General features: G+C 34.4%; 20 protein-coding genes. 17 read left to right on the top strand and 3 right to left on the bottom strand.

Annotated elements, in window-relative coordinates:
* The first annotated feature begins 6 nt into the window (after nucleotides 1-6).
* From dnaA to CDL10_RS00360, 15 genes are all read left to right on the top strand, one after another.
* Nucleotides 7-1,446, top strand: a complete 1,440-nt coding sequence (dnaA, locus tag CDL10_RS00290) for a chromosomal replication initiator protein DnaA (RefSeq protein ID WP_100676674.1) — start codon at nucleotides 7-9, stop codon at nucleotides 1,444-1,446.
* A complete protein-coding gene (locus CDL10_RS00295) occupies nucleotides 1,443-1,901 on the top strand; it encodes a low molecular weight protein-tyrosine-phosphatase (protein ID WP_100676675.1) in 459 nt (152 codons plus the stop codon). Before dnaA ends, CDL10_RS00295 begins: the two co-directional genes overlap by 4 nt.
* An 86-nt stretch (nucleotides 1,902-1,987) precedes the next feature.
* Nucleotides 1,988-2,701, top strand: a complete 714-nt coding sequence (locus tag CDL10_RS00300; protein WP_100676676.1) for an SAM-dependent methyltransferase — start codon at nucleotides 1,988-1,990, stop codon at nucleotides 2,699-2,701.
* A 61-nt stretch (nucleotides 2,702-2,762) separates the two neighbouring features.
* The gene (tgt, locus tag CDL10_RS00305) at nucleotides 2,763-3,893 is read left to right on the top strand and encodes a tRNA guanosine(34) transglycosylase Tgt (protein WP_100676677.1); all 1,131 of its coding nucleotides are present in this window, start codon (nucleotides 2,763-2,765) and stop codon (nucleotides 3,891-3,893) included.
* The gene (locus CDL10_RS00310) at nucleotides 3,894-4,967 is read left to right on the top strand and encodes an LptF/LptG family permease (RefSeq protein WP_100676678.1); all 1,074 of its coding nucleotides are present in this window, start codon (nucleotides 3,894-3,896) and stop codon (nucleotides 4,965-4,967) included. It begins immediately after the preceding gene.
* Nucleotides 4,954-5,850, top strand: coding sequence for a DMT family transporter (locus tag CDL10_RS00315; RefSeq protein WP_100676679.1), 897 nt, complete (start codon nucleotides 4,954-4,956; stop codon nucleotides 5,848-5,850). Before CDL10_RS00310 ends, CDL10_RS00315 begins: the two co-directional genes overlap by 14 nt.
* A 42-nt stretch (nucleotides 5,851-5,892) precedes the next feature.
* Nucleotides 5,893-6,846, top strand: coding sequence for an acetyl-CoA carboxylase carboxyltransferase subunit alpha (locus CDL10_RS00320; RefSeq protein WP_100676680.1), 954 nt, complete (start codon nucleotides 5,893-5,895; stop codon nucleotides 6,844-6,846).
* Nucleotides 6,847-7,062: 216 nt separating this feature from the next.
* Entirely contained in the window at nucleotides 7,063-7,602 is a 540-nt protein-coding gene (locus CDL10_RS00325) for a GNAT family N-acetyltransferase (RefSeq protein ID WP_207760154.1), read from the top strand.
* A gap of 373 nt (nucleotides 7,603-7,975) precedes the next feature.
* Nucleotides 7,976-8,308: an ArsR/SmtB family transcription factor gene (locus tag CDL10_RS00330; protein ID WP_100676682.1), complete on the top strand. Its 333-nt coding sequence runs from the start codon at nucleotides 7,976-7,978 to the stop codon at nucleotides 8,306-8,308.
* Between the two features lie 44 nt (nucleotides 8,309-8,352).
* Nucleotides 8,353-8,817 (top strand): SRPBCC family protein, encoded by a 465-nt coding sequence (locus CDL10_RS00335; RefSeq protein WP_100676683.1) that lies wholly within the window; start codon nucleotides 8,353-8,355, stop codon nucleotides 8,815-8,817.
* A gap of 6 nt (nucleotides 8,818-8,823) precedes the next feature.
* Nucleotides 8,824-9,207 carry a DoxX family protein gene (locus tag CDL10_RS00340; protein ID WP_100676684.1) on the top strand — a complete coding sequence of 128 codons (384 nt, stop codon included), beginning with the start codon at nucleotides 8,824-8,826 and terminating at the stop codon, nucleotides 9,205-9,207.
* 876 nt (nucleotides 9,208-10,083) lie between these two features.
* Nucleotides 10,084-11,304 (top strand): DNA cytosine methyltransferase, encoded by a 1,221-nt coding sequence (locus CDL10_RS00345; protein ID WP_100678584.1) that lies wholly within the window; start codon nucleotides 10,084-10,086, stop codon nucleotides 11,302-11,304.
* Nucleotides 11,297-13,825 carry an ATP-binding protein gene (locus CDL10_RS00350; protein WP_100676685.1) on the top strand — a complete coding sequence of 843 codons (2,529 nt, stop codon included), beginning with the start codon at nucleotides 11,297-11,299 and terminating at the stop codon, nucleotides 13,823-13,825. The genes CDL10_RS00345 and CDL10_RS00350 overlap by 8 nt, the downstream gene beginning before the upstream one ends.
* A 3-nt stretch (nucleotides 13,826-13,828) precedes the next feature.
* Nucleotides 13,829-14,557: a hypothetical protein gene (locus CDL10_RS00355; RefSeq protein WP_100676686.1), complete on the top strand. Its 729-nt coding sequence runs from the start codon at nucleotides 13,829-13,831 to the stop codon at nucleotides 14,555-14,557.
* On the top strand, nucleotides 14,550-15,200 hold the full coding sequence (locus CDL10_RS00360) for a hypothetical protein (RefSeq protein WP_100676687.1): 651 nt from the start codon (nucleotides 14,550-14,552) through the stop codon (nucleotides 15,198-15,200). The genes CDL10_RS00355 and CDL10_RS00360 overlap by 8 nt, the downstream gene beginning before the upstream one ends.
* A 521-nt stretch (nucleotides 15,201-15,721) precedes the next feature.
* Here the strand turns inward: CDL10_RS00360 and CDL10_RS00365 are convergent.
* On the bottom strand, nucleotides 15,722-16,531 hold the full coding sequence (locus CDL10_RS00365; RefSeq protein ID WP_100676688.1) for a sulfite exporter TauE/SafE family protein: 810 nt from the start codon (nucleotides 16,529-16,531) through the stop codon (nucleotides 15,722-15,724).
* A 550-nt stretch (nucleotides 16,532-17,081) separates the two neighbouring features.
* Between CDL10_RS00365 and CDL10_RS00370 the strand changes: the two genes are divergently transcribed.
* The gene (locus CDL10_RS00370; protein WP_100676689.1) at nucleotides 17,082-17,630 is read left to right on the top strand and encodes a BfmA/BtgA family mobilization protein; all 549 of its coding nucleotides are present in this window, start codon (nucleotides 17,082-17,084) and stop codon (nucleotides 17,628-17,630) included.
* A gap of 3 nt (nucleotides 17,631-17,633) precedes the next feature.
* Nucleotides 17,634-18,608, top strand: a complete 975-nt coding sequence (locus tag CDL10_RS00375; RefSeq protein ID WP_100676690.1) for a DUF5712 family protein — start codon at nucleotides 17,634-17,636, stop codon at nucleotides 18,606-18,608.
* A gap of 276 nt (nucleotides 18,609-18,884) precedes the next feature.
* On the opposite strand, the gene CDL10_RS00380 is transcribed toward CDL10_RS00375, so the two are convergent.
* A complete protein-coding gene (locus CDL10_RS00380; RefSeq protein WP_100676691.1) occupies nucleotides 18,885-20,489 on the bottom strand; it encodes a DUF6119 family protein in 1,605 nt (534 codons plus the stop codon).
* Between the two features lie 288 nt (nucleotides 20,490-20,777).
* On the bottom strand, nucleotides 20,778-22,670 hold the full coding sequence (locus tag CDL10_RS00385; protein ID WP_100676692.1) for a T9SS type A sorting domain-containing protein: 1,893 nt from the start codon (nucleotides 22,668-22,670) through the stop codon (nucleotides 20,778-20,780).
* Nucleotides 22,671-22,750: the final 80 nt, after the last annotated feature.

The following is a 22,750-nucleotide window of genomic DNA, read 5'->3' on the forward strand; positions in this document are numbered from 1 at the left end:
TAAAAAATGCTTGAACATACAAAAAAAACTGCAAACGACATTTGGAACAAATGCTTAACCTACATCAAAGACAATGTTGATTCACAAGCATTTACAACTTGGTTTGAACCCATTTCTGCGATAGAATTAGAGGAAAAAGCCTTGTATATCCAAGTGCCAAGCAAGTTTTTTTATGAATGGCTGGAAGAGCATTATGTAACCGTTTTAAAATCTGCTTTAAACAAAGTTTTAGGAAGCAACGCTAAGTTGATTTACAAAATCAATATGGAAAATTCTTCCGGAGCCAAGCAGCCTTTTACCGAGCAATTACCAAGTTCAAACAGAGCCCCAGTTAAAACGCAGGAATTAGATGTTCCGGTTCAGACTAAAAATCCTGAGTTAAAAAACCCGTTTGTTATTCCGGGCATCAGGAATGTTCATGTTGATTCTCAACTAAATTCTAATTACAGTTTTGATAATTTTTTAGAAGGCGATTCAAACAGATTAGCACGAAATGCCGGTATGGCTGTAGCAAACAAACCGGGCGGAACAGCATTCAATCCGCTATTGATTTACGGAGGTGTAGGCTTAGGAAAAACCCACCTCGCTCATGCCATTGGCGTGGAAATCAAAGAAAAATACCCGGACAAAACCGTTTTATATATTTCTGCCGAAGTATTTATACAGCAATACGGAGACGCGGTCAGACGGCAAACCCGGCACGATTTTATCTATTTTTACCAACTTATTGATGTGTTGATTGTAGATGACATTCAGTTTTTATCCGGAAAATCAGGTACGCAAGATGTATTTTTCCACATTTTCAACCATTTACATCAAAATGGTAAACAAGTTATTCTCACTTCCGACAGAGCACCAGTAGATATTCAGGATATTGAGCAACGGCTTTTATCGAGATTCAAATGGGGACTTTCTGCCGAAATATCCAATCCGGATTTTGAAACCCGTGTGAATATTATCAATAATCTCTTATACAGAGACGGGGTGGAAATGCCTGAGGAAGTAATAAATTATATAGCCAAAAACATCAAAAACAACGTCCGCGAACTCGAAGGAGCTGTTATTTCATTAATTGCTCAATCTTCATTCAATAAAAAAGATGTAACTATTGATTTGGCAAAAAATGTTGTGGAAAAATTTGTAAAACAAGTCCACAAAGAAGTGTCTATTGACCAGATACAGGAAGTCATTGCGAAATATTTCGATATGGACGTGGATACACTTTGTTCCAAATCCAGAAAAAGAAATATTGTGCAGGCAAGACAACTTGCGATGTTTTTTGCTAAAAAATATACTAAAGCATCATTGGCAAGTATCGGTTCGCAAATTGGCGACAGAGACCACGCAACAGTGCTACACGCCTGCAAAACAGTCGATAACCTATTGGAAACCGATAAACAATTCAAAGCCTATTTCAACGACATTAACACTAAGTTGTCTTCATAATGAAAATTTTGATGGTTTGTTTGGGGAATATCTGCCGTTCGCCTTTGGCGGAAGGTATCCTGAAATCAAAAGTAAATGCTAAAAAAGTTTTTGTGGATTCAGCCGGAACAGGTGCGTGGCATTCCGGAAGTCAGCCCGACAAACGTTCGGTTGCTGTTGCCCGAAAATACGGTATTGATTTAACCGACCAACGTGCACGTGTGTTTCTTCCGGAAGATTTTGACAGGTTCGACCATATTTACGTGATGGACCATAGCAATTACAAAAACGTATGTAGACTGGCACCAAACCATGAAGCCATCAACAAGGTTCAGTTGATTTTAAACGAAAGCTATCCTGACAAAAACATGGAAGTTCCCGACCCGTATTACGGTGGCGATTCCGGTTTTGACGATGTGTATAAAATGTTAGATGAAGCTTGCGAAAAAATAAAACTGAAAATTGAAAATGCTTGACAAACACCCACAAAACAGCACGCAGATAATACGATTTTATCAGCAAAATTCTACAATCTGTGTCATCAGCGTTCAATAATTACAATATGACAACCTTTGGTACTTTATATTTGATTCCGGTTATGTTGGGCGACAATCCTGCAGACGAAGTATTACCCGCAGGTGTATTGCGAGCTGTTTCGTTAATTGATGATTATGTTGTTGAGAACAGCAAAACTGCACGCAAATTCATCAAAGCGATATGTCCGGAAAAAAAGCAATCCATTCTCAATCTGTTTGAGCTCAACAAACATACAGACGAAAAGGACATTCAGTCGTTTATACAACCTATGCTCGAAGGTAGAAATATGGGCTTGATGAGTGATGCCGGTTGTCCCGGAGTAGCCGACCCGGGTGCTGTAATCGTAGCATTGGCACACGAAAAAGGAATTAAAGTAGTTCCGATGGTAGGTCCATCTTCGATTTTACTTTCATTAATGGGTTCGGGAATGAACGGGCAGTCGTTTACATTTAACGGATATCTTCCCATTGATAAATCAGAAAAAAAGACGATGCTGAAAAATCTGGAAAAATGGTCGTTTGAACGAAATCAGTCACAGATTTTCATTGAAACACCTTATCGCAACAATCAGCTAATAGAGGAAATGACACAGGTTTTGCACCCAAACACCTCGCTGTGTGTAGCCTGCGACCTGACCTTACCTACCGAGATTATGCTAACCAAACCCATAAGTTTCTGGAAAAAACACAAAATAGATTTACACAAAAGACCCTGCATCTTTATTTTACATCGCCGGTAACATTTCATTCAGATTTTATTACAAAAAATGATTGTATATTTGTAGCTTGTAAACTTTTCTGATGAAATTTGAACTATTACAAACAGACTCACTGTCAAAAGCCCGTGCAGGAGCCATCACGACAGACCACGGTGTTATCGAAACACCGATTTTTATGCCGGTCGGAACGGTTGCCAGCGTCAAAGGCGTGCACCAGCGTGAGCTGAAACAAGATATCAATCCGGATATTATTTTAGGAAATACTTATCATTTATACCTTCGTCCGCAGTTGGAAATACTGGAAAAAGCAGGTGGACTGCACCGTTTTATGAATTGGGACAGAAATATCCTGACCGATTCCGGCGGATTTCAGGTATATTCATTAGCTGGAAGAAGAAAAATTAAGGAAGAAGGCGTAAAATTCAAATCACATATTGATGGTTCTTACCATTTTTTTTCGCCGGAAAATGTAATGGACACACAACGTACAATCGGTGCCGATATCATCATGGCATTTGACGAATGTACGCCCCACCCTTGCGATTACAACTACGCGAAACGCTCAATGCACATGACCCATCGCTGGCTCGACCGCTGCATTAATCGTTTTAACGAAACCGAACCGAAATATGGCTACGAACAAGCACTTTTTCCGATTGTTCAGGGTTCGACCTACAAAGATTTGAGAGCACAATCTGCGGAATATATCGCCAATGCCGGAGCGTTCGGAAATGCTATCGGCGGATTGTCGGTTGGCGAACCGGCAGAAGAAATGTACGAAATGTGCGAGGTGGTAACCAATATTTTACCTAAAGAAAAGCCAAGGTATTTAATGGGTGTCGGCACGCCTGTGAATATTCTGGAAAATATCGCTTTAGGAATCGATATGTTTGATTGCGTGATGCCTACGCGCAATGCCCGAAATGGTATGTTGTTTACCGCCGAAGGAACAATCAATATTAAAAACAAGAAATGGGCAGACGATTTTTCGCCTATCGACCCGATGGGACACACCTGGGTGGACACCGATTATTCCAAAGCCTACCTCAGACATTTGTTTGTATCTGACGAATATCTGGGCAAACAAATTGCAACAATTCACAATTTAGGTTTTTATATGTGGCTCGTGAGAGAAGCACGCCGGCAGATATTGGCAGGAACCTTTTATGACTGGAAACAACAAATGGTTAAAAAATTAGCAATCAGATTGTAAATGAAAATCATTGACTGGTACATACTCAAAAGATATTTAGGCACATTTTCGGTAATGATTTTGCTGTTTATTCCGATTGGAATTATCATTGACATTACCGAAAAAATCAACCGTATCCTTGAGAATAATGCTCCGTTGAATGAAATCATCATGTATTACATCGATTTTACAGTTTATTTTGCCAACATGCTGTTTCCGATTTTTCTGTTTATTTCTATTATCTGGTTTACTTCCAAACTGGCGAACAACACCGAAATCATCGCTATACTGAGTTCCGGAATTTCTTTTTTCCGATTTTTACGCCCTTATTTTATCGGGGCTACACTCATTTCAGTATTTGCTTTAATTATGGGATTCTTTATCGTGCCAAAATCTAGTTTGGGCTATAATGAATTTCGTTATAAATACATGAAACGCAAGGAAATAAGAGAAACATACAACGTTTACCGACAGATTAACGAAACTGATTTTATTTATGTGAGTAATTTTAATCTGCCTAATCAAACTGGTTATAACTTTACTTACGAAAGTTTTGACGGCAATAACCTCAATTACAAAATCAAAGCCTCGAGAATAACATACAACACAGAAAGTCAAGACTATACACTAACAAATTACGAAAAACGCATTGTAGGCGAAAACGACGACATCATCGAAAAAGAAAGTAAAAAAAACATGCAGTTCGATTTTGATTTGGAAGATTTAACACCTACAATTTACGCAGCTGAAACAATGACTTTGAGAGAGTTAAATCATTTTATCGAACGGGAAAAAATGAGAGGTTCGTCTAATATCGACACCTATCTTGTGGTAAAATACCGCAAATACAGCGTTCCGGTTTCAGCCTTTATTCTCACGATTATTGCCGTTTCGGTATCATCGATGAAACGCCGGGGCGGCATCGGTATCAACCTCGCTTTAGGCATGGCTTTAGCGTTTATTTATATTTTCTTTGATAAAATTTTTGGTACGTTAGGGCAATCTTCCAGCATGGATCCGTTCATTGCCGTCTGGACACCTAACATTCTGTTTGCCCTACTAGCCATTTACCTGTTGAACAATGCTAAACGATAACATCAAGAATCAACTTCAGCTTCATTTGGTTGTATTCATCTGGGGTTTTACTGCTGTTTTAGGAGCTTTAATCAGTATCGGAGCTTTGCCTTTGGTATTCATTCGTATGGTTATTGCCCTGGCTATTGTTGGTATTTATCTTATTTTTACCAAAAAATACCGTTCATTCAGCCTAAAAGAAATCGCTTTGTTTTTCGGTGCAGGAATAGTCATTGCCCTGCATTGGTTTACCTTTTTTCATGCGATTAAAATAGCTAACGTATCGGTTACACTAGCTTGTTTATCAACCGGTGCGTTCTTCACTTCGTTGCTTGAACCTTATTTTTTCAAACGCCCCGTAATTAAATACGAAGTATTTCTCGGTGGATTGGTTATTCTCGGTTTGGCACTGATTTTCAGCTTTGAAACCCAATATTTTTATGGGATTCTTACCGCCCTGACCTCTGCCCTGCTTTCAGCATCTTTTTCTATTATCAATGCCAAGCTGATACATAAATATCCCAACGACAGCGTGATAATCAGCTTTTATGAAATCCTTGGCGGAGTGTTATTTCTATTAGCCGTTTTATTAATCGGCGGTAGTTTCAGTTTATCGGCCTACGTCCTTTCGGGTTCTGACTGGCTGTGGCTGTTCCTGCTCGGTTCGGTTTGCACGGCTTATCCTTTTATCGCTTCTCTCAACATTATGAGATATTTATCGCCATATACCGTTATGCTCACGATAAATCTCGAGCCGATATACGGTATTCTGCTGGCAGTCATGGTTTTCGGAGAAAAAGAAAGCATGACACCACAGTTTTATTTAGGCGGATTAATTATACTTTTGACTGTCTTGGCGAACGGCTATTTTAAAAATACGGCTAAAAGAAGACAAAAGATTTAATAATATTTTATATTTGTATTCATAAAACAAACAGAAAGAACAATGGAATATCTGGATTTTGAACTTCCAATAAAAGAGTTAACGGAACAGTTAGACAAGTGCCAAATCATTGGAAAAGAATCTGATGTGGACGTTACTGAAACTTGTAAAAACATTGAAGAAAAACTACTCGGGAAAAAGAAAGAAATATACGAAAACCTTACGCCATGGCAACGAGTACAGTTGTCAAGACACCCGAACAGACCCTATACGATGGATTATATCAACGCTATATGTGGCGATACATTCATGGAGTTGCACGGCGATCGCAATGTGCGTGACGACAAAGCAATGGTAGGCGGTTTAGGAAAAATCGGTAACCAGTCTTTTATGTTTATCGGACAACAAAAAGGGCACAATACCAAGACCAGACAATATAGAAATTTTGGTATGGCTAATCCCGAAGGGTACCGAAAAGCATTACGATTAATGCGAATGGCAGAAAAATTTAATATTCCAATAGTAACCTTGATAGATACACCGGGAGCTTATCCGGGACTCGAAGCCGAAGAACGCGGACAAGGCGAGGCAATTGCCCGAAATATTATGGATATGTTTCAGGTTAAAGTACCTATTATTGTGGTAATTATCGGAGAAGGTGCTTCTGGAGGAGCCTTGGGTATTGGTGTGGGCGACAAAGTTTTTATGCTTGAAAACACCTGGTATTCAGTAATTTCGCCAGAATCTTGTTCTTCTATCTTATGGAGAAGTTGGGATTTCAAAGAACAAGCCGCCGACTCACTGAAACTGACTGCACAGGACATGAAAAGGAATAAACTCATCGACGAGATTATTCCTGAACCTCTTGGCGGTGCACACTATGACCGGGAAACCACGTTTGAAACAGTGAAAAAAACCATCGTAAAAACTTATAAACTATTAGCCAAAAAAGAAACCGATGAACTACTCGCCGAACGTATGGCAAAATATGAAGCTATGGGAGATTTTAAAGAATAAAGAAAATTTACATGTAGAAAACCGGACAGAAATGTTCGGTTTTTTTAGTTTATAATAGTTTTAGAAATTCACATAAAACATGTTTTAGTAAATAGTCGTAAAATGTACTTTTTTAGTTAGATATACGAATAATTATTAGTAACTTAGGGAAGTTTTGTATATTTGTGTGTTGGCGGCAATTCTATTGAGTGACCACTCTAAATTTAACGTAATTATATCAAGGTGAAAATTCGAAAAGAAGGAATTAAAGATTATAATGAGGTATTTAAACTCATTGAAAATGCTTTTAAAGATGAACAATATACTGACCACAAGGAACAATTTTTAGTAGAAAGGTTAAGAAAGTCTGAATATTTTATTCCTGAACTATCTTTAGTTGCAGAAATCGACAATCAAATTGTTGGTTATATATTATTGACGGAAATTAAAATTATAGAAAACAAATCTAAACAAGTAACGTCTTTGGCGTTAGCACCTGTCGCAGTTTTGAAAGAGTATCAAGGAAAGGGAGTTGGTGGAAGCTTGATACGAAAAGCACACCAAGTAGCTAAAGAATTAAAATTCGGTTCAGTAATCTTATTAGGACACGAAAAATATTATCCAAAGTTTGGTTACGAAATGACAAAAAAATATGGAATAAAATTACCGTTTGATGTTCCTGATGAAAATTGTATGCTAATAGAGTTAACAGAAAATACTTTGAAAGACGTAACTGGAGTTGTTGAATATCCCAAGGAATTTTATGAGCAAAAATAAGAACTGCCACCAACAAAGCCTTGGCGAAACCTAACGAAATGGTTCAGCGAAGCTAAATGTGGGGTTAAGTGCCAAGTTGAACTATTCGCCAAAAGCCAATAAAATTGGCTTTTGTTTAAATTAGCAAATAGAAATTAGCTTTGGCTACGTGTCGCTAAATTGAAATTTTTCGCTTCGATTTTCCACCACTTCGCAAAACCTCAAAACGTTACCAGCAAGGCTTAACGACCACCATACTAACATCAACCGCCAGACAAAACGAACAGACCAAGCCCACCCACCACCCCAAAATTTTAACGACTGACATTCTTTTTTGTAAAAAATTTGCGTAGCTAAATAACTACATTTATATTTGTAGTCAAATAACGACATAATGAATTTAAGACGAGATGTTTTTCAAGCCATTGCCGACCCTTCAAGACGGGCAATATTGCTGTTAGTCGCTACGCAATCAATGACAGCAGGTGCAATTGCAGCAAACTTTGACACAGCACGACCGACAATTTCAAAGCACTTGCAAATTCTTACCGAATGTGAATTGCTTACACAGGAGCAAAATGGTAGAGAAATGCATTATCACATCAATGCAAAAAAAATGAAAGAAGTAGCAGATTTTATTGAGCCGTTCCGCAAAATGTGGGACGACAGGTTTAACAAGTTGGAAGCTGTAATGAAATCGAAGATTCACGAACACAAAAACAAATAATTATTAAGTGTGTAAAAATTATAAATCAAGAAACAAAAAATAAAATGGAACAACTAACAAAAATCAATGCCGAAGACGGCAAACAGGAAATTGTAATTACAAGGGAATTTGATTTGCCTTTGGAGTTACTTTTTAAGGCATACCAAGAACCTGAACTTTTTGAGCAATGGATGGAAACAAAAGTCCTGAAAATGGAAAATAAAAAACACGGTTCATACTCATTTGAAACATCACGAAACGGAAATGTTGTTTTTAGGGCAAACGGAACCATACACGAATTTGTTCCGAACCAAAAAATCACACGGACTTTTAAAATGGAAAACACACCATTTCCTGTTCAACTTGAATATCTAGAATTTGAAAAATTAACAGACGACACAAGCAAACTGATAATGCACATCGTCTTTAAATCCATTGAGTTCAGAAACCAACTTTTACAAATGCCATTTGCACAAGGCATCAATATGGCACATAACAAACTACAAGAAATCGTAAACAAACTAAAATAACGAAATATGACAAAAAGAAACAAAATCATTTATTGGACAGCAACAATATTCCTTTCGTTAGGAATGTTAGCAGGAGGCATACAACAAATGCTACAAATTGGCGGTTACAACGAAATTGTTACCAGACTTGGTTATCCGCTTTATCTTTTAAGTATAATTGGCACTTGGAAAATCTTGGGTGTTGTTGCAATTCTCCTTCCGAAATTTCCATTACTAAAAGAATGGGCTTATGCAGGATTTTTCTTTGTAATGACAGGTGCAGCGATTTCACATTTGGCGGTCGGACAACCATTTGTTGAAACAATACCATCGTTAGTTTTATTGGTAGCCATTATTTTATCGTGGTATTTCAGACCAACAGACAGAAAAATTATTATTAACAATAAATAAATACAGTTCACTAATTCCAATCGTTAGTTGCTCATAAAAAATAAATCAAACGGCAATAAAAAGTATTAAAATAAATGGTTCAACATTTTAATATACATTTACTTACACGATTTTCCGTGAGCAAATTTAAAACATAAAATTTACTCACTTAATTGCTCACGGATACATTGATATAAATTGGGATATTTTGATACGAAAAAAAACAAAAAACCCGCAAATCTATAGAATTTGCGGGTTTTCGACCTCACTTAGTGTAAGTGTTGTCGGGGTGGCAGGATTTCACTCCCTACCCACAAATATCTTTATATCAATTCATTAGACTTCTTCGTAAAGAACTGTTCACTTAATTACTCACATACAATTTGTGATTGAATGGTGTAAATTTAGTTATTTTAGTTGGATATACAAGTGTGTCTTGGATGATTCTTGAGTTTATATTATAAATTTGAATATTTATAAGAAATCCGAATTTAAGAAATTTATTTATATTTTTTACAATGAGTATTATAACTGAACCTTAAAACCTTGTTTTTTAAAACAGTAAATTGATTAAATGATCTTTATTGTAGTTTTATTATAACAAAATAAAGTGCTGTTTATGATTTTTTGTATATTTTTGCGTTATTTATCAATGATTTCATTGCAAAAAGAATTGGGTTAAAGTAATATTAGATTTAGATAGAATTCAAAAATAACTTATGTAAAAACAAATGATTATTTATCAATTATTTAATTGATAAATAATTTTGTATAAGCTATATTTGAAACAGCCTAAATTATTGACGCAGTTATAAGAAAACTTTAGAGATCTAAAAAACGATTGCTAAGTTTAATTTTCTAAAATTGCAAATACATGTTTCTTATATTATTATGTGTATGAATACCTTGAAGTATATAGATTTATTCTCTGGTTGCGGAGGGCTTTCATTGGGATTACATAATTCTAATTGGAAAGGAATATTTGCTATAGAAAAAAATTCAGATGCTTTTAAAACATTAGAATACAATTTAATAAACAAAAAATTACATTTTGAATGGCCTTTCTGGTTACCACGATCCTCGCATGATATTAATGAAGTTTTAAAAAATTATAGAGAAGAATTAAAAAAACTTAGAGGTACAGTAAACTTAATTGCAGGAGGACCTCCTTGTCAAGGATTTTCTATGGCTGGAAGAAGAAATGAAACAGACCTGAGAAATGATCTGGTCAATTCTTATATTAAATTTGTAGAGTACGTCAAACCTGATTTAATATTCTTTGAGAATGTGAAAGGTTTTACTATGGAGTTTAAAAAAAATAAAGAGAAAGGAATTGCTTATTCTTCTCTTGTAACTCAAAAACTAAGAGAGTTAGGTTACTTTGTTAAAGGGCAATTAGTGAATTTTGGTGAATATGGTGTGCCTCAAAAAAGAACACGATTCATATTAGTAGGTATGAAAAATGATCTTCCGAATGCTTCGCAAGAAAAAATAGAATCATTTTTTATACAATTAGAAAAAGAATCATTTTCGTTTTTAAAAGACAAAGGACTTTCTAAAGACACAAATTTGCAAGAGGCAATTTCAGATTTACTTAGAGCACATGGTACAGAATCTTCACCTGATACTCCAAGCTATAAAGCCGGAATTTATGGTAAAAAAGAAAGCGGTTATCAAAAATTGATGAGAAAAAACATTAAAAGAACAGTTCCTGATAGTCACCGTTATGCTAAACATTTTACTGAAACTTCTAATCGTTTTCAAATTATTTTAGATTTATCAGCAAATAGAAGAAATCTTGATTTGAATCAACAGATAAAAGACGTTTATAGTTTGAAAAAACACACTATAATACCGTTATGTGCTGAGAGTAAAAGTCCTACGATAACCACTTTGCCTGATGATTATATTCATTATAATGAACCTCGTATTTTAACTGTGAGAGAATATGCCCGGATTCAAAGTTTTCCAGATTGGTATGAATTTAAAGGTAAATATACTACTGGTGGCAAACTCCGTGTCAAAGAAGTTCCACGTTATACACAAGTTGGAAATGCTATTCCTCCCCTATTTGCTGAACAAGCAGGTTTAATTTTAAGAAACTTATTAGATGGGTAAAAAAACACGAGATAAAGGAGTACTAAATTTCGATATAAAAACAGGAATGAAAAATATCATCGGCAGAGACTTAATTACCGATGATTTTATTGCTATTTATGAGCTTGTAAAAAATTCTTATGATGCGTATGCGGATTATGTAAAAATCATTTTTAAAAAAGATGAAATCATTATAGCTGACAATGGAAAAGGAATGTCAAAGGATGATTTAATAAAGAAATGGTTTGCTGTTGCTTATTCTGCAAAAAAGGATAATACAGAAGATGATGACTTAAAAAGAGATTCTCATCTTAATAATTTGAAATCTAGAAGATTCTATGCGGGAGCTAAAGGAGTTGGTCGGTTTTCGTGTGATAGATTAGGAGGTGAATTAGAGCTAATTACCTCAAAGATTAATACTAGCCAATCTTTTAGGGTTGATGTGGATTGGGGAGCGTTTGAAAAAGACGCTCAACAAAGTTTCGGTTCAATAGAGATTCCTTTTGAAGAAATAAAAAAAGAAAATATTTTCCCTAAATCATCTGCAAACGGTACTATCCTAAAAATTAAAAGCCTTAATTCAATTTGGGATAAAGAAAAACTATCAGAGTTAAGAAGATCATTAGAAAAGCTAATAAACCCTTTTTCTAAGCAAAATGATTTTTCAATTGAAATTGATGCTTCAGAAATATTAGATGATACCTTATTTGAAGATTCTAATCTAAGAATAAATGGTGTTATTGATAATACTATTTTAAAAGTTCTTGATTTAAAAACAACCCAAATAGTTTTAATGGTCAAGGGGAATTTAATTACAACAACAATTACAGATAGGGGAACTCTTATTTATAAAATTGAAGAAAAAAATAAGTATGCAACAGTCATTGACAATCTAGAAATTAACCTTTATTTTTTAAATCGAAGTGCTAAAATTAACTTTGGCAAGTTAATGGATATTGAACCTGTCAATTATGGAAACGTATTTTTATTTAAGAATGGTTTTAGAGTTCAACCATATGGAAATGTTGGGGATGATAGTTGGGAGTTAGATAATAGAAAACAGCAAGGCTACAATCGGTTTTTGGGAACTAGGGATTTATTTGGTTCAGTAGAATTAATAACTGAAAACTTTAATGAATTCAAGGAGGTTTCTAGTCGTGACGGTGGGTTGGTTGAAACTATTGGAAAAAAAGTACTATTTGATATTTTTAAAGAAAAAGCATTTTTAAGACTTGAAAGATATGTTGCAGGTGTTTTGTGGGGAGAGGCATTCAAAAGAAAGAAGTATTTCTTAAATGAAGACATTGCTGATTTACAACGAGAAGGCTTGAAGCAAGATAAGGATAAAGATACTTACGAAGATGCGTTAAGTAACTTAGGAAGTAAAATTGATTTTGTTAACCTTATTAAAACTTTGAGTGATGATAAACACATTAAAATAGTCGAGTACAATAAAGATTTAGTTAATCTTGTCAATGAGCAATTGGATATTGTACAACCGAAATTCATTGCAGATTTAGAAAAAATTGCAGAGAAAACTAATGATAAAGAGTTACTCAATCAAGTTAAATTGACGGAAGATAATTTTAATAAAATTCTAAAAGAAAAAGAGGAAGCGGAATTAAGAGAAGAGCAGGAACGTAAACGACGTATTGAAGCAGAGAAAAAAGCTGAAGAGGAGAGTAAAAAAAGAGAAGAAGCTGAAAAAAAGCAAAGAGAAGAAGGAGAAAAGAGGAGACAAGCAGAACTTCAAACCGTAAGGAAAGAAAAAGAAAGAGCGGAAGCTGAGCTTGCTAAAATTAAAGCAGAACAAAAGGCTAAATTTGAGGAAGAGAAAAACAAAGATCTTACAGATAAGTTGAGTATTGAGACAAAGAAAAATCAGTACCTAAATGCCACTAGAAAGACTCTGAGTGATGATGCTGAGCAACTTGTTCATTCAATTGATTTGTATGTAGGAAATGCTTCAACATATGTGAACGAACTTTTGGGGTCTTCTCTCGATAATGATACTAAAAATAAGATTTACTCAATAAAAAACAATATTGACAAAGCAATTAAAATATCACAGATTATTATTAAATCAAGTTTTGATTATAAACATACTAAACAACGAATAAACTTACCAGTATATATAAACGAATATATTGAGGATTTAGGTGTTTCAAGACCTAAAATTAACTTTTCTGTTGAAGGTGTTTTTGACAAATTCTATCATATAAATCCAATTGAAATAGATATTATCTTAGACAATCTTGTATCTAATTCTACAAAAGCAAAAGCAAAAAAGGTATTGATTGTTTTTGAAAAATTGGAAAATAAGACAGTTATCAATTATTATGATGATGGTATTGGAATGGATAATAAACTAGTAAATAATCCTGAATCAATATTTCAATTGGGAGTTAGAGAATCTATAGAAAGAGGTTCTGGCATTGGAATGTTTGATGTTCAAAAAAGGATTGATAGCTTAAAAGGAGATATTAAATTTTTGGGAAATAATTTAAAGCTTAAAGGAGTGGCTTTTCAGATAACACTATAAATTATGGCATCTACAAATAAAATTACAGCAAATTATCTCGTATTCGATGATGATGATGAAGCGGAAAATCAATACATAAAAAATATACAAGCACAAGGCTATGATTGTGTTCCATTTTTTATAAATCCCAGCGATTTTTATGATGCAGACAAAAACGAATTTAACGAAGATGCCTTTTTACAAGCCATTACAGACAAAATATCAGGAATTAATGTCAATTTAATTGTATCCGATTGGAATATCATAGATAAAAATGAAGGGTTTTCAGGAATTGTTGGTTGGGACATAGTTCAATACGTTATTAAAGCAAAGGATAAATTAAAGAATAAGCCGTTTTTAATTTATTCTTCAGATATAAAAAACGCTTCAAACTATATTCTTTCCAAAATTGCTCAAGAAGTTTGTAGTGAAAAAGAAAAAGTTGATGATTTATCGCTGAATAATTTCATAGCAAATATTCTACAATTAAGAGTCAAGTTTTGGAAAAGGGATGGTACTCAATTTAATGAAATTATTACCTTACTTAAGGAATCAAATACGATTTCAAGTGTTGTACTCAATTCTGTATCTACTTTTGATAAAAATATGGTTATTAATACTGGAAATAGGGATTTTGATGGTAAACGAATTTCTGATTTATTAAATGATAACGAAATTGATTTAAAAGGGTTAAAATTTATTCGTGAAATTATTGAGCTTTCAATAGCCCATTATTCTAAACTAAATGAGTAAGTTATATTTTATACACGCTTTAGACAAAACGACTTCTTTTTTAACTGTTTTCAGGGAACATTTTGAAGAAAGTTTCTATACAATAGAACCCAATGAGACTTCTGTAAAGAATTCGATAAAGTATGTACAAGAAATTCCCGAAAATAGTACTATTATATTTTTGGGGCACGGTCATTCAACAGGATTATACACACCTGAATCAGAAGAATTTTCTAAAGAGATATTTATTAATTCAGATATTGGAAATCAGATTTTCACTAGACAAAGAGTGTTGCTTTTAAGCTGTAATTCTAATCAGTATATACGGCGATTAAATAGTTTTGAGTATATAGTCGGATTTGGTAATATTTTGAGTTCAATGAAAGAGGTTAGCATAGAAGCCGAGAACGAAACTGGAATTTATAGAAATTTATTAGAAAATGATATAAACTTTTTTAATTCCGCTTACTGCTATGCAATAATTAATGCATTACAAAATTATAATAGAGGTGCTTATCAATTTAATGAACTCCCAATCTTGATAGAGTTTTACATAAATCAAAAAATAAATGAAACACTCTTAAAAAAGGACATTGAAAATCGTGTGGAGATTGCTAGACTATTATTTGAATTTAGGAATGAAATATTATTCTTAAAAAACTAATAATTTGTCTTTTATCGTTTATACAGCCCTCAAACCCCTTTAATCTTCCCTCTCTGCTCTCTTGATGATTAAAGAGTTTTGATTGGAATTGAGAAACAGTGCAAAAAAAATCCCTACTTCTCCCAACCTATATTTTTTGCACCCTTTCCAAGTTTCAGTTGCTGAAAGAAATTATCTAAAAAACAAATAAAAACACCGCAAAGGTAAGGCGGACACCCACCGCACCATCCAACCAAAAGCTTACGGCATAATGGCAGGGCAAATGGTGGCTTCGCCGAGTTGTTGTGTTTGCCCTGCCACCCTTCGGGACTTATTCCGTTTCCTTTTGGTTTTTCTTCGTGTCCGTCTTGATTGAACGGCTTTCTTTTTTTTCTGTTTTTTTCTTTTTGAAAGTAATTTTAAGAGGGAGAAACACACCACTTACTCATTGCTGTCAAAACAACGGTTTGTATTTCTCGTCATAGATTTCCTTCAATTTCTCGAACTATTGAAGAGCTGTCAAACAACAAATCGATACTTTATTAGATTTTAATTTCTAATTTGTTTATTTCGATAATAAACACAAGAATACCTAATGCCAGAATAAAATACCCAAAAAAGAATTTCAACCCTTTATTGCTCAACTTATCCTTTATGGAGTTGGCAGTAATAACTCCTAAGGCAGAGCAAACTGTGCAAAAAAACAAAAGTTTCCAGTTTATTTCAACAGACGAATTAAAATCGCCTAAAAAACCCAAAGTCGTTGTGATAGATATTACAAATAACGACGTTGCTATTGCGTTTGTCAGTTGGATTCCTGTTGTGAAAATGAGAGCAGGTACAATTAAAAAGCCGCCGCCAGCCCCTACAAATCCCGTAACTAAGCCAATTCCGGCTCCTTGCAAAATGTTTTTGGTATAATTACGTGATACAAAGAGCTTTGTTTCAATCTCTTTACTTTTTAAGGTTTTGATTGCAGCCGTAAGTATAAGTAATGAAAAAACAAGCATAATTACATTTCCCTTTGAAATTATAATTAAGCTGTTTTCAAATATAATATCGGGAATGACCGGCAGAATAAATCTCCGTATGATGTAAGTGACAATTAATCCGGGTACTGCAAAGTATAATCCCAGCCTATACAAAATATGTTGCCTTTTAATATTGTCAATTGTAGCTATCCAGTTAGAAATCCCCATAATAAACATCGAATATGAAGTTGCCCAATAGGGATTAACATCAAATACATAAACTAAAACGGGGATTGTTAAAATTGCCCCACCACTCCCAATTAAGCTTAAAACAATTCCAATACAAAAAAATAAAATAGCTCCAATTACAAATATTTCCATAGATCATTTTCTTCAACTGCAAAGGTATAAATCCAATACCAATGCTTTCCTTTTTTCCTGCCTGCTTTTTCCCGATTTGACTTTTCTCAGCCTTTTATTTACGTGTGGCAGCATTTGGCGTTCAGGGGCACTATTTGTCCAAGTTAAAAATGTTGATTATTCCTTTACTTTGCAAAGGAATATTAACGTGCTAAAAACAAAGTATTTACGTATGGAATAAAGAGTGTTACGGAACTGTTTTTGGCAAACCCCAATCCGTTCCAGAAACGAATTTAAGACTTCTATTCAGAGCAAGGTACTATTAATGAAAATAAATTATTCCATAATTTTTTTTGAAAACAAAATACAACAGCAATGAGAATATTTAAGGAGCATACAGATGTTTTGAAAAAAGCAAGCGGGAGTTGGGCAGAGCCCTACTCGCTTGCCTCTTTACTGACGTTGCAGAGGATTTTAGTATACCAAAGGTATACTTGTAGTCTTTCAGGCTACATATAACAAGGAAAACGATATACCGTAGGGTATATCAGTATTTAGAATATAAGATATTATGAAACAAAGAGATACCAACAGTATCCGTTATCCCAAAGAAACGGACGATAAGATAGAGAAGCTGGCTAAAAGTCTTGGACGTAGCAAAAAGGAACTTTTCTGTCAGATGGTGGATTATTTTTACCGGAGCAAAAAAGATCCTTCAGATTTTGGAGATGAGCTATTGAAAAAAGATCTGTCTTCCGGCATCAGCCGCATTTTATCTTTTATCCGTCAGCAGGAAAAAGATTTTCTGTTACCACTATTTACCGATAGCGGTGTTTTAAAAAGTGTTTCTTTAAGGCAAAAGGAGGTTTTGGAAGGAATAGGCAAACATCTTTTAACCGAAAGTGAGCAAACAATAATACTTTCTAAAAGAAGTGAACAGATTATAAACGGTCTCAAATATCTTATTTCAAAACAGAAAGAGAAAGAAATTTTGAAAGAGCAATTCAGTCAATTGTTGGATTATTATATAAACCAACGAGAGGAAATGGGCTGGACTACATCCGGAACTAAGAAAGAAGAGCTTATCGCTCACGTAAAGCAATCTCTCAAAAATTTGTAGGCTATGTACATAAATATTACAGATTCCGAGACTGGCGATAACAAAGGAAGTTCAGGGCAATTGGTCAATTATCTGGAAAAAGAAAACCGTACAGCGTTTGAAGAAAAAATAGAAAATGAATTATGGTTCAATAGCCTGAACAGCGATATTTCCCCACAGGAAGTACGGGTAAACATCGACAACAATGTAGCCAAATTAAGCAGGAACGATGCGAAGTTTTTTCTGATCAACATTAGTCCGAGTGAAAAAGAAATTATTTATCTCAAAGAAAAGTTTGGCGAGAAAGGGGCAGAAGAACAATTAAAAAAATATGCAGTTGGTGTAATGGACACCTATGCACGTAATTTTAAACGTCCCGGAATTGAAAGTAGCAATGATTTATTGTGGTACGGAAAACTCGAACATTATCGTTATTATCATCATACAGATGAAGAAGTAAAAGAAGGAATTGCTCAGTTGGGACAGCCCAAAGCAGGAGAACAAATGCACGTACAGATTATTGTCAGTCGTAAAGATATTACAAATAAAATCAAACTCAGTCCGATGAACAACTCCCGAGGTCGCAACAAACAACATTCTGCTAAATTAGGACAATTCAATCGCATAGCATTCAAAGAATCAGGCGAACTGCTTTTTGACCAAATGTTCAATTACAACCGTATATTAAAAGATTCAATGACCTATGCACTCACAATGAAAAATGGCAATGCAGAACAAAAAAGAGCTGTCCATTTGCTGGATCAGCTTGAAAGCAAAAGAAGCGGTACAGACAGGCAAAACATTCTTGATACAGCAAAGGAGATTTACCAAAATAACAGTCCAGACTTAGACCAACTCATAGACACAATTGGCGATTCTGCGGTAAGCATTTTGGGTGCTTTATTTTCTTCTGAACCGTTGATGTACGAAAATTCAGAAGAACAGCTTCCTCATTATAAGAAGAAGAAAAAGAGAAAAAGACGTCCGCCTACAATATAAACAATTATATTCAGTCCTTAATGAAGTAAAAACAAAAAGCATTGATTATCCATCAAGAAAGAACAAATAGTAAGATATTCTCAGGCAATTTTTATTACTTCTTCATAGGTATAGCTGTAATAGCCACAACTTAATCTGACAGTTTGGGTGTAAAAATAATTGTCAGATTAAGTATTGACTAATTCAGTATAGCATAGTAAAAATATTTTGTGAATCATGCTTTTGCGGTATTTTAACAAATGATTTAATTTTTTACACTTTTAATATTGATTTTGTTTATTCATTCTCTTCCTCAGCCAAATTCTTTCTATCTACGTTATCATAAATATATAGAATTTGAACAGGTATATTCATCGTTTTTAATGTATTCACTATTCGTAACAAGCTTATGCGTGAAAAAATGGGTAAGCCAATAGACTTTTTATCTACTTTTTTTGAAATAATACCATAAGTAATACGGTATTTACCATCATTAATAAAAGTTTCCATATTTGCATTGGCTTGTACTAATTCCAATAATTTCTTTTTTGCCTCATCATTTCTTCGTAATAACTCAACTGAATTAACCCCTTGATTAAATAAGTGACTTAAACTTGAAGATCGAGTTGAGATTTTTATATGGGCTAATTCCAAATAATCATCTTTTATGTAAATCAGATCACATGGCTCCACTTGGTATTGACCATTTGGAGATATATTCTTCTTGTCTAAACAAATTACATCTTGATTGACATCACTAATAGAACCATTATAATGGTCTTCTCTTTTTTTCTCACATTGATGAAGGAAGTCATGCTTTTCAATAAAAATAGGGTCCAGTTCTTCTGCAAGTTTTTGAATAAAATCCTTCTCAATCAGATACCATTCTCCTTCACATAAATGATAAACATTATCATTATATTCACAGTCAAATAATAAGCTCTTATAAATAGAATATTCTTTTATTAAAGTTTCATTGTCATCAAGGATTCGTAACTTATGTTTGGAAAACTTTTCAGTGGTTTTAATTTCCTCAACACCTCTATCTTGTAAATACTCTCTATACCCCTTAATATATACATCCGAAAATTCTAATCTAGATGATCCTTCTCCTGAATATTTAATTTTATAGTCAATGGAATAATCAAATATTTCAGGTATTGCTAATACTAATTCCAATGGTGCGGGATCTTCATTAAAAGCTTCTACGAGTTTACTCTTTAAATGAGATAAAAGTATCGGGTCTTTAACAGGCACTATATTTTGTAATTCGGGAAAACTAGTCTTATAATCTTCTTTTCCATATATTTCTATAAGTTCTTCACAAAGTCCAGATATTTTATCCGATTGTAAATTTGAGGATATCCGTAAACTATTACCACCAGTAATGTTTTTAAATAAATCTATATATTCATTTTTTACAGCACCTGTCATTTTCTTTAAAATAGTTTCATCACTATTAAAAGAGAAGAAATTTAATTCGGAGGCTATAGGACTCTGAATGCGTTGCCTTTTTGCATTTTCTGGTTGAAGAATGTCTGTCGATCTTATCTTGGTTGGATCTAAAGCATTTAATGTTGTCCTTATTCCAAAGTCGTAAGCATAGGCTTCATCTTTTAATTGGTGATAGGTTGAACCGAATGTAAGAACTATCCAATTCTCATTTACTTTTAGAAACACCAAAGCTCCTTTTTGAGATTGACTTAAATTTTTATTAATTCCCCAATAAGATTTCCACCAGGGCGGGTTAGCTTGTTTATTGGAAATGTACATAATTGCATTTTCAGGAAGACTTGTATTGTCTTCTTGTATTAATTCTAATGTATGTCCTTCTTTTAAAGCGTTTTCTGGAGAGAAACCTTCTTTAAGTAAATAAATAGAAAAGGATCTACTTTTTGCCATGATTTATAGTTCTAGTTAATTAGTTTATCTTATTATTGTTTTTGCCGTAATCAATTGTTGTATTACTCCTTTTTTTGAGTTAGTTTTAGTATTGCTGAAATTCTGCGTTTAAGATTTATCAATAGCATTTAGCCTTTCAAGACATTAACTATCTTTAGAGCGTCTTAAGATAATATTAAGTGATAGTTTAAGCTTTTTAATATATTATTTAGAAAATATAATATTGTAAAAAAAAGTTGCTACTAATCAACGTATTTTGCTTATAGCTTACTGCTTAAAGCAAAATACCTACCTCTTAACCACCTTAACCGTTCCTGCATTGCCCTCTACGGTAACGATTCTTATAAAATACACACCGTTACTGGTGTTTTCCAGGTTTATCTGGTTACTGCCGTCAAACATACGTTCCCGTACCTTTCTACCAGTGGCATCATAGATTGTATATGCTGACAGCTGTTCTGTGGTTTCCACATTGATGATACCCGTAGTAGGGTTTGGATATACGTTAAACGACAATGCATTAAAATCATCGGTACTTAACCCCGAACCGCACTCGCTGTTTGCCAGTTTGGCAACAAAAAAGTCGGCTTCTCCAGTGGTATATAGCGGACCTACTAAATTGTTATTTTTAAATATTTCCACATTGAAAGTCCCAGCGGTAATATAGTTGCCGTCATTATCCGCTGCTACTGCCGTCATTCTTTTACTCCCCATAGCCTCTCCTTCAATCCCGTGAACATCTATCACATTTCCAGTCTGCTTGTCTATACGTACTAATATTGGATCGGGTTGGTAGTTGGTGGTTGGGCGTACTATTTCTATATTATCCCAAAACTCTGCACTTGCCTGTGCTCCAAGGGCTACTTCATTATTATTTATAGCTATTCCTATTCCATGGCGTAAACCAGGTGCTACAACACCTGTGCTAAAAGCTGCTGTTGCCTGTACCCATTGTACATCGCCATCACTGTTAAATTTTACAGCCATCGGAACCGTAAAATCAGCTCCTGTAGTAATATTATAGGTTGTAACAGATGGATTCGCCGGATCATAAATTTTTAAATCAAGATATGTAGGGTGTCTGAATCTACTTCCTGCAACATAAACGTTTGAATTATCATCAATTGCTACAGAGCTAATTTTGTTACCAGAGAGATTGCTACTTGTACCAGGGTCTGAGTAAATCTCTCTAATCCATTTTTTACTGCCATCATTCCCTTTAAAAGCAATAATAAATGATCGGTTTACAATAGCCTGCCCATCATAAGTTAATGGTACAAGTGGTGAACCTATTCTTTCTCCGGCTATATAATAAGTATTAATATTATCATCATAAATAAAGCGGGTATCTCTCATAGAAAAACCTGTACCATCAGGAATAGGCAAGGGCATACTGCTAACATAGTTCAAATCAGTGTCATATTTTGCCAAATAATACTGATGAGCACTCACGGTATTTGGTACAGTTACGTGATTATCTAAATGAGTACCATTTTGTAGTCCTACGATAAAATGGATAGTATCGTTACTAATGGCAAGGTCTAATATTTGTGCAGCACGGTTAGAACTATCTACATCGCCTTGTAAGGCTTTTTTCCCCTGATAATTACCATCTTTGTCATATTTTACTAAAAAAATCCTTTTGTGGTAATCACTTACAACATTACTACTACCGGAAGAGGGTAACGAATCTGTAGGGCTAAAACGAACAGGAAAAGTACCCGAAGCATTAGTAACGCCCTGGTTAAAACGTCCTCCAATATATACATTGTCCTCGCTGTCCAATACTAAATTGAAAGCCATATCTTGCGACCCACCACCTATTGCCTGGCTCCAGCGTACTTGTCCTTCACAATCGGTAGAGAACAAAAAAATATCCTCTGGACCGGAAGGTGTATTGTTTGTTGGTACGGTTAATCCGTCAAGTTGTGCATTGTTATGCTGTCCCGTTCCAAAAATTGAAGCGATAAAATAATAATTGCTGTCTGTTCCTACTTTTATATCGTGAATAGCTTCGTCACTTAAACCACCTAAACTCGATCCTCCATTCATTGCCCATTCCCATTCGTAAGGTTGTTGGGTTTGCTGGGCGTTTGAGAAGAAAGAGCAAAGAAAAAAGAAAATTAGCCAATGAGGTAATTTGTCAATTAGCGAATGTGGTATGTGTATTTTTTGTTTCATATTTTTAAGTTTTGAATTGTTTGTTTTAGTTCCTGGCTTATAAAATTAATAAAAACGGTGCTAAGAGCCAAGCTCTTAGC

The sequence above is a fragment of the Avrilella dinanensis genome, assembly GCF_002807015.1.
GTDB lineage: Bacteria > Bacteroidota > Bacteroidia > Flavobacteriales > Flavobacteriaceae > Flavobacterium > Flavobacterium dinanensis.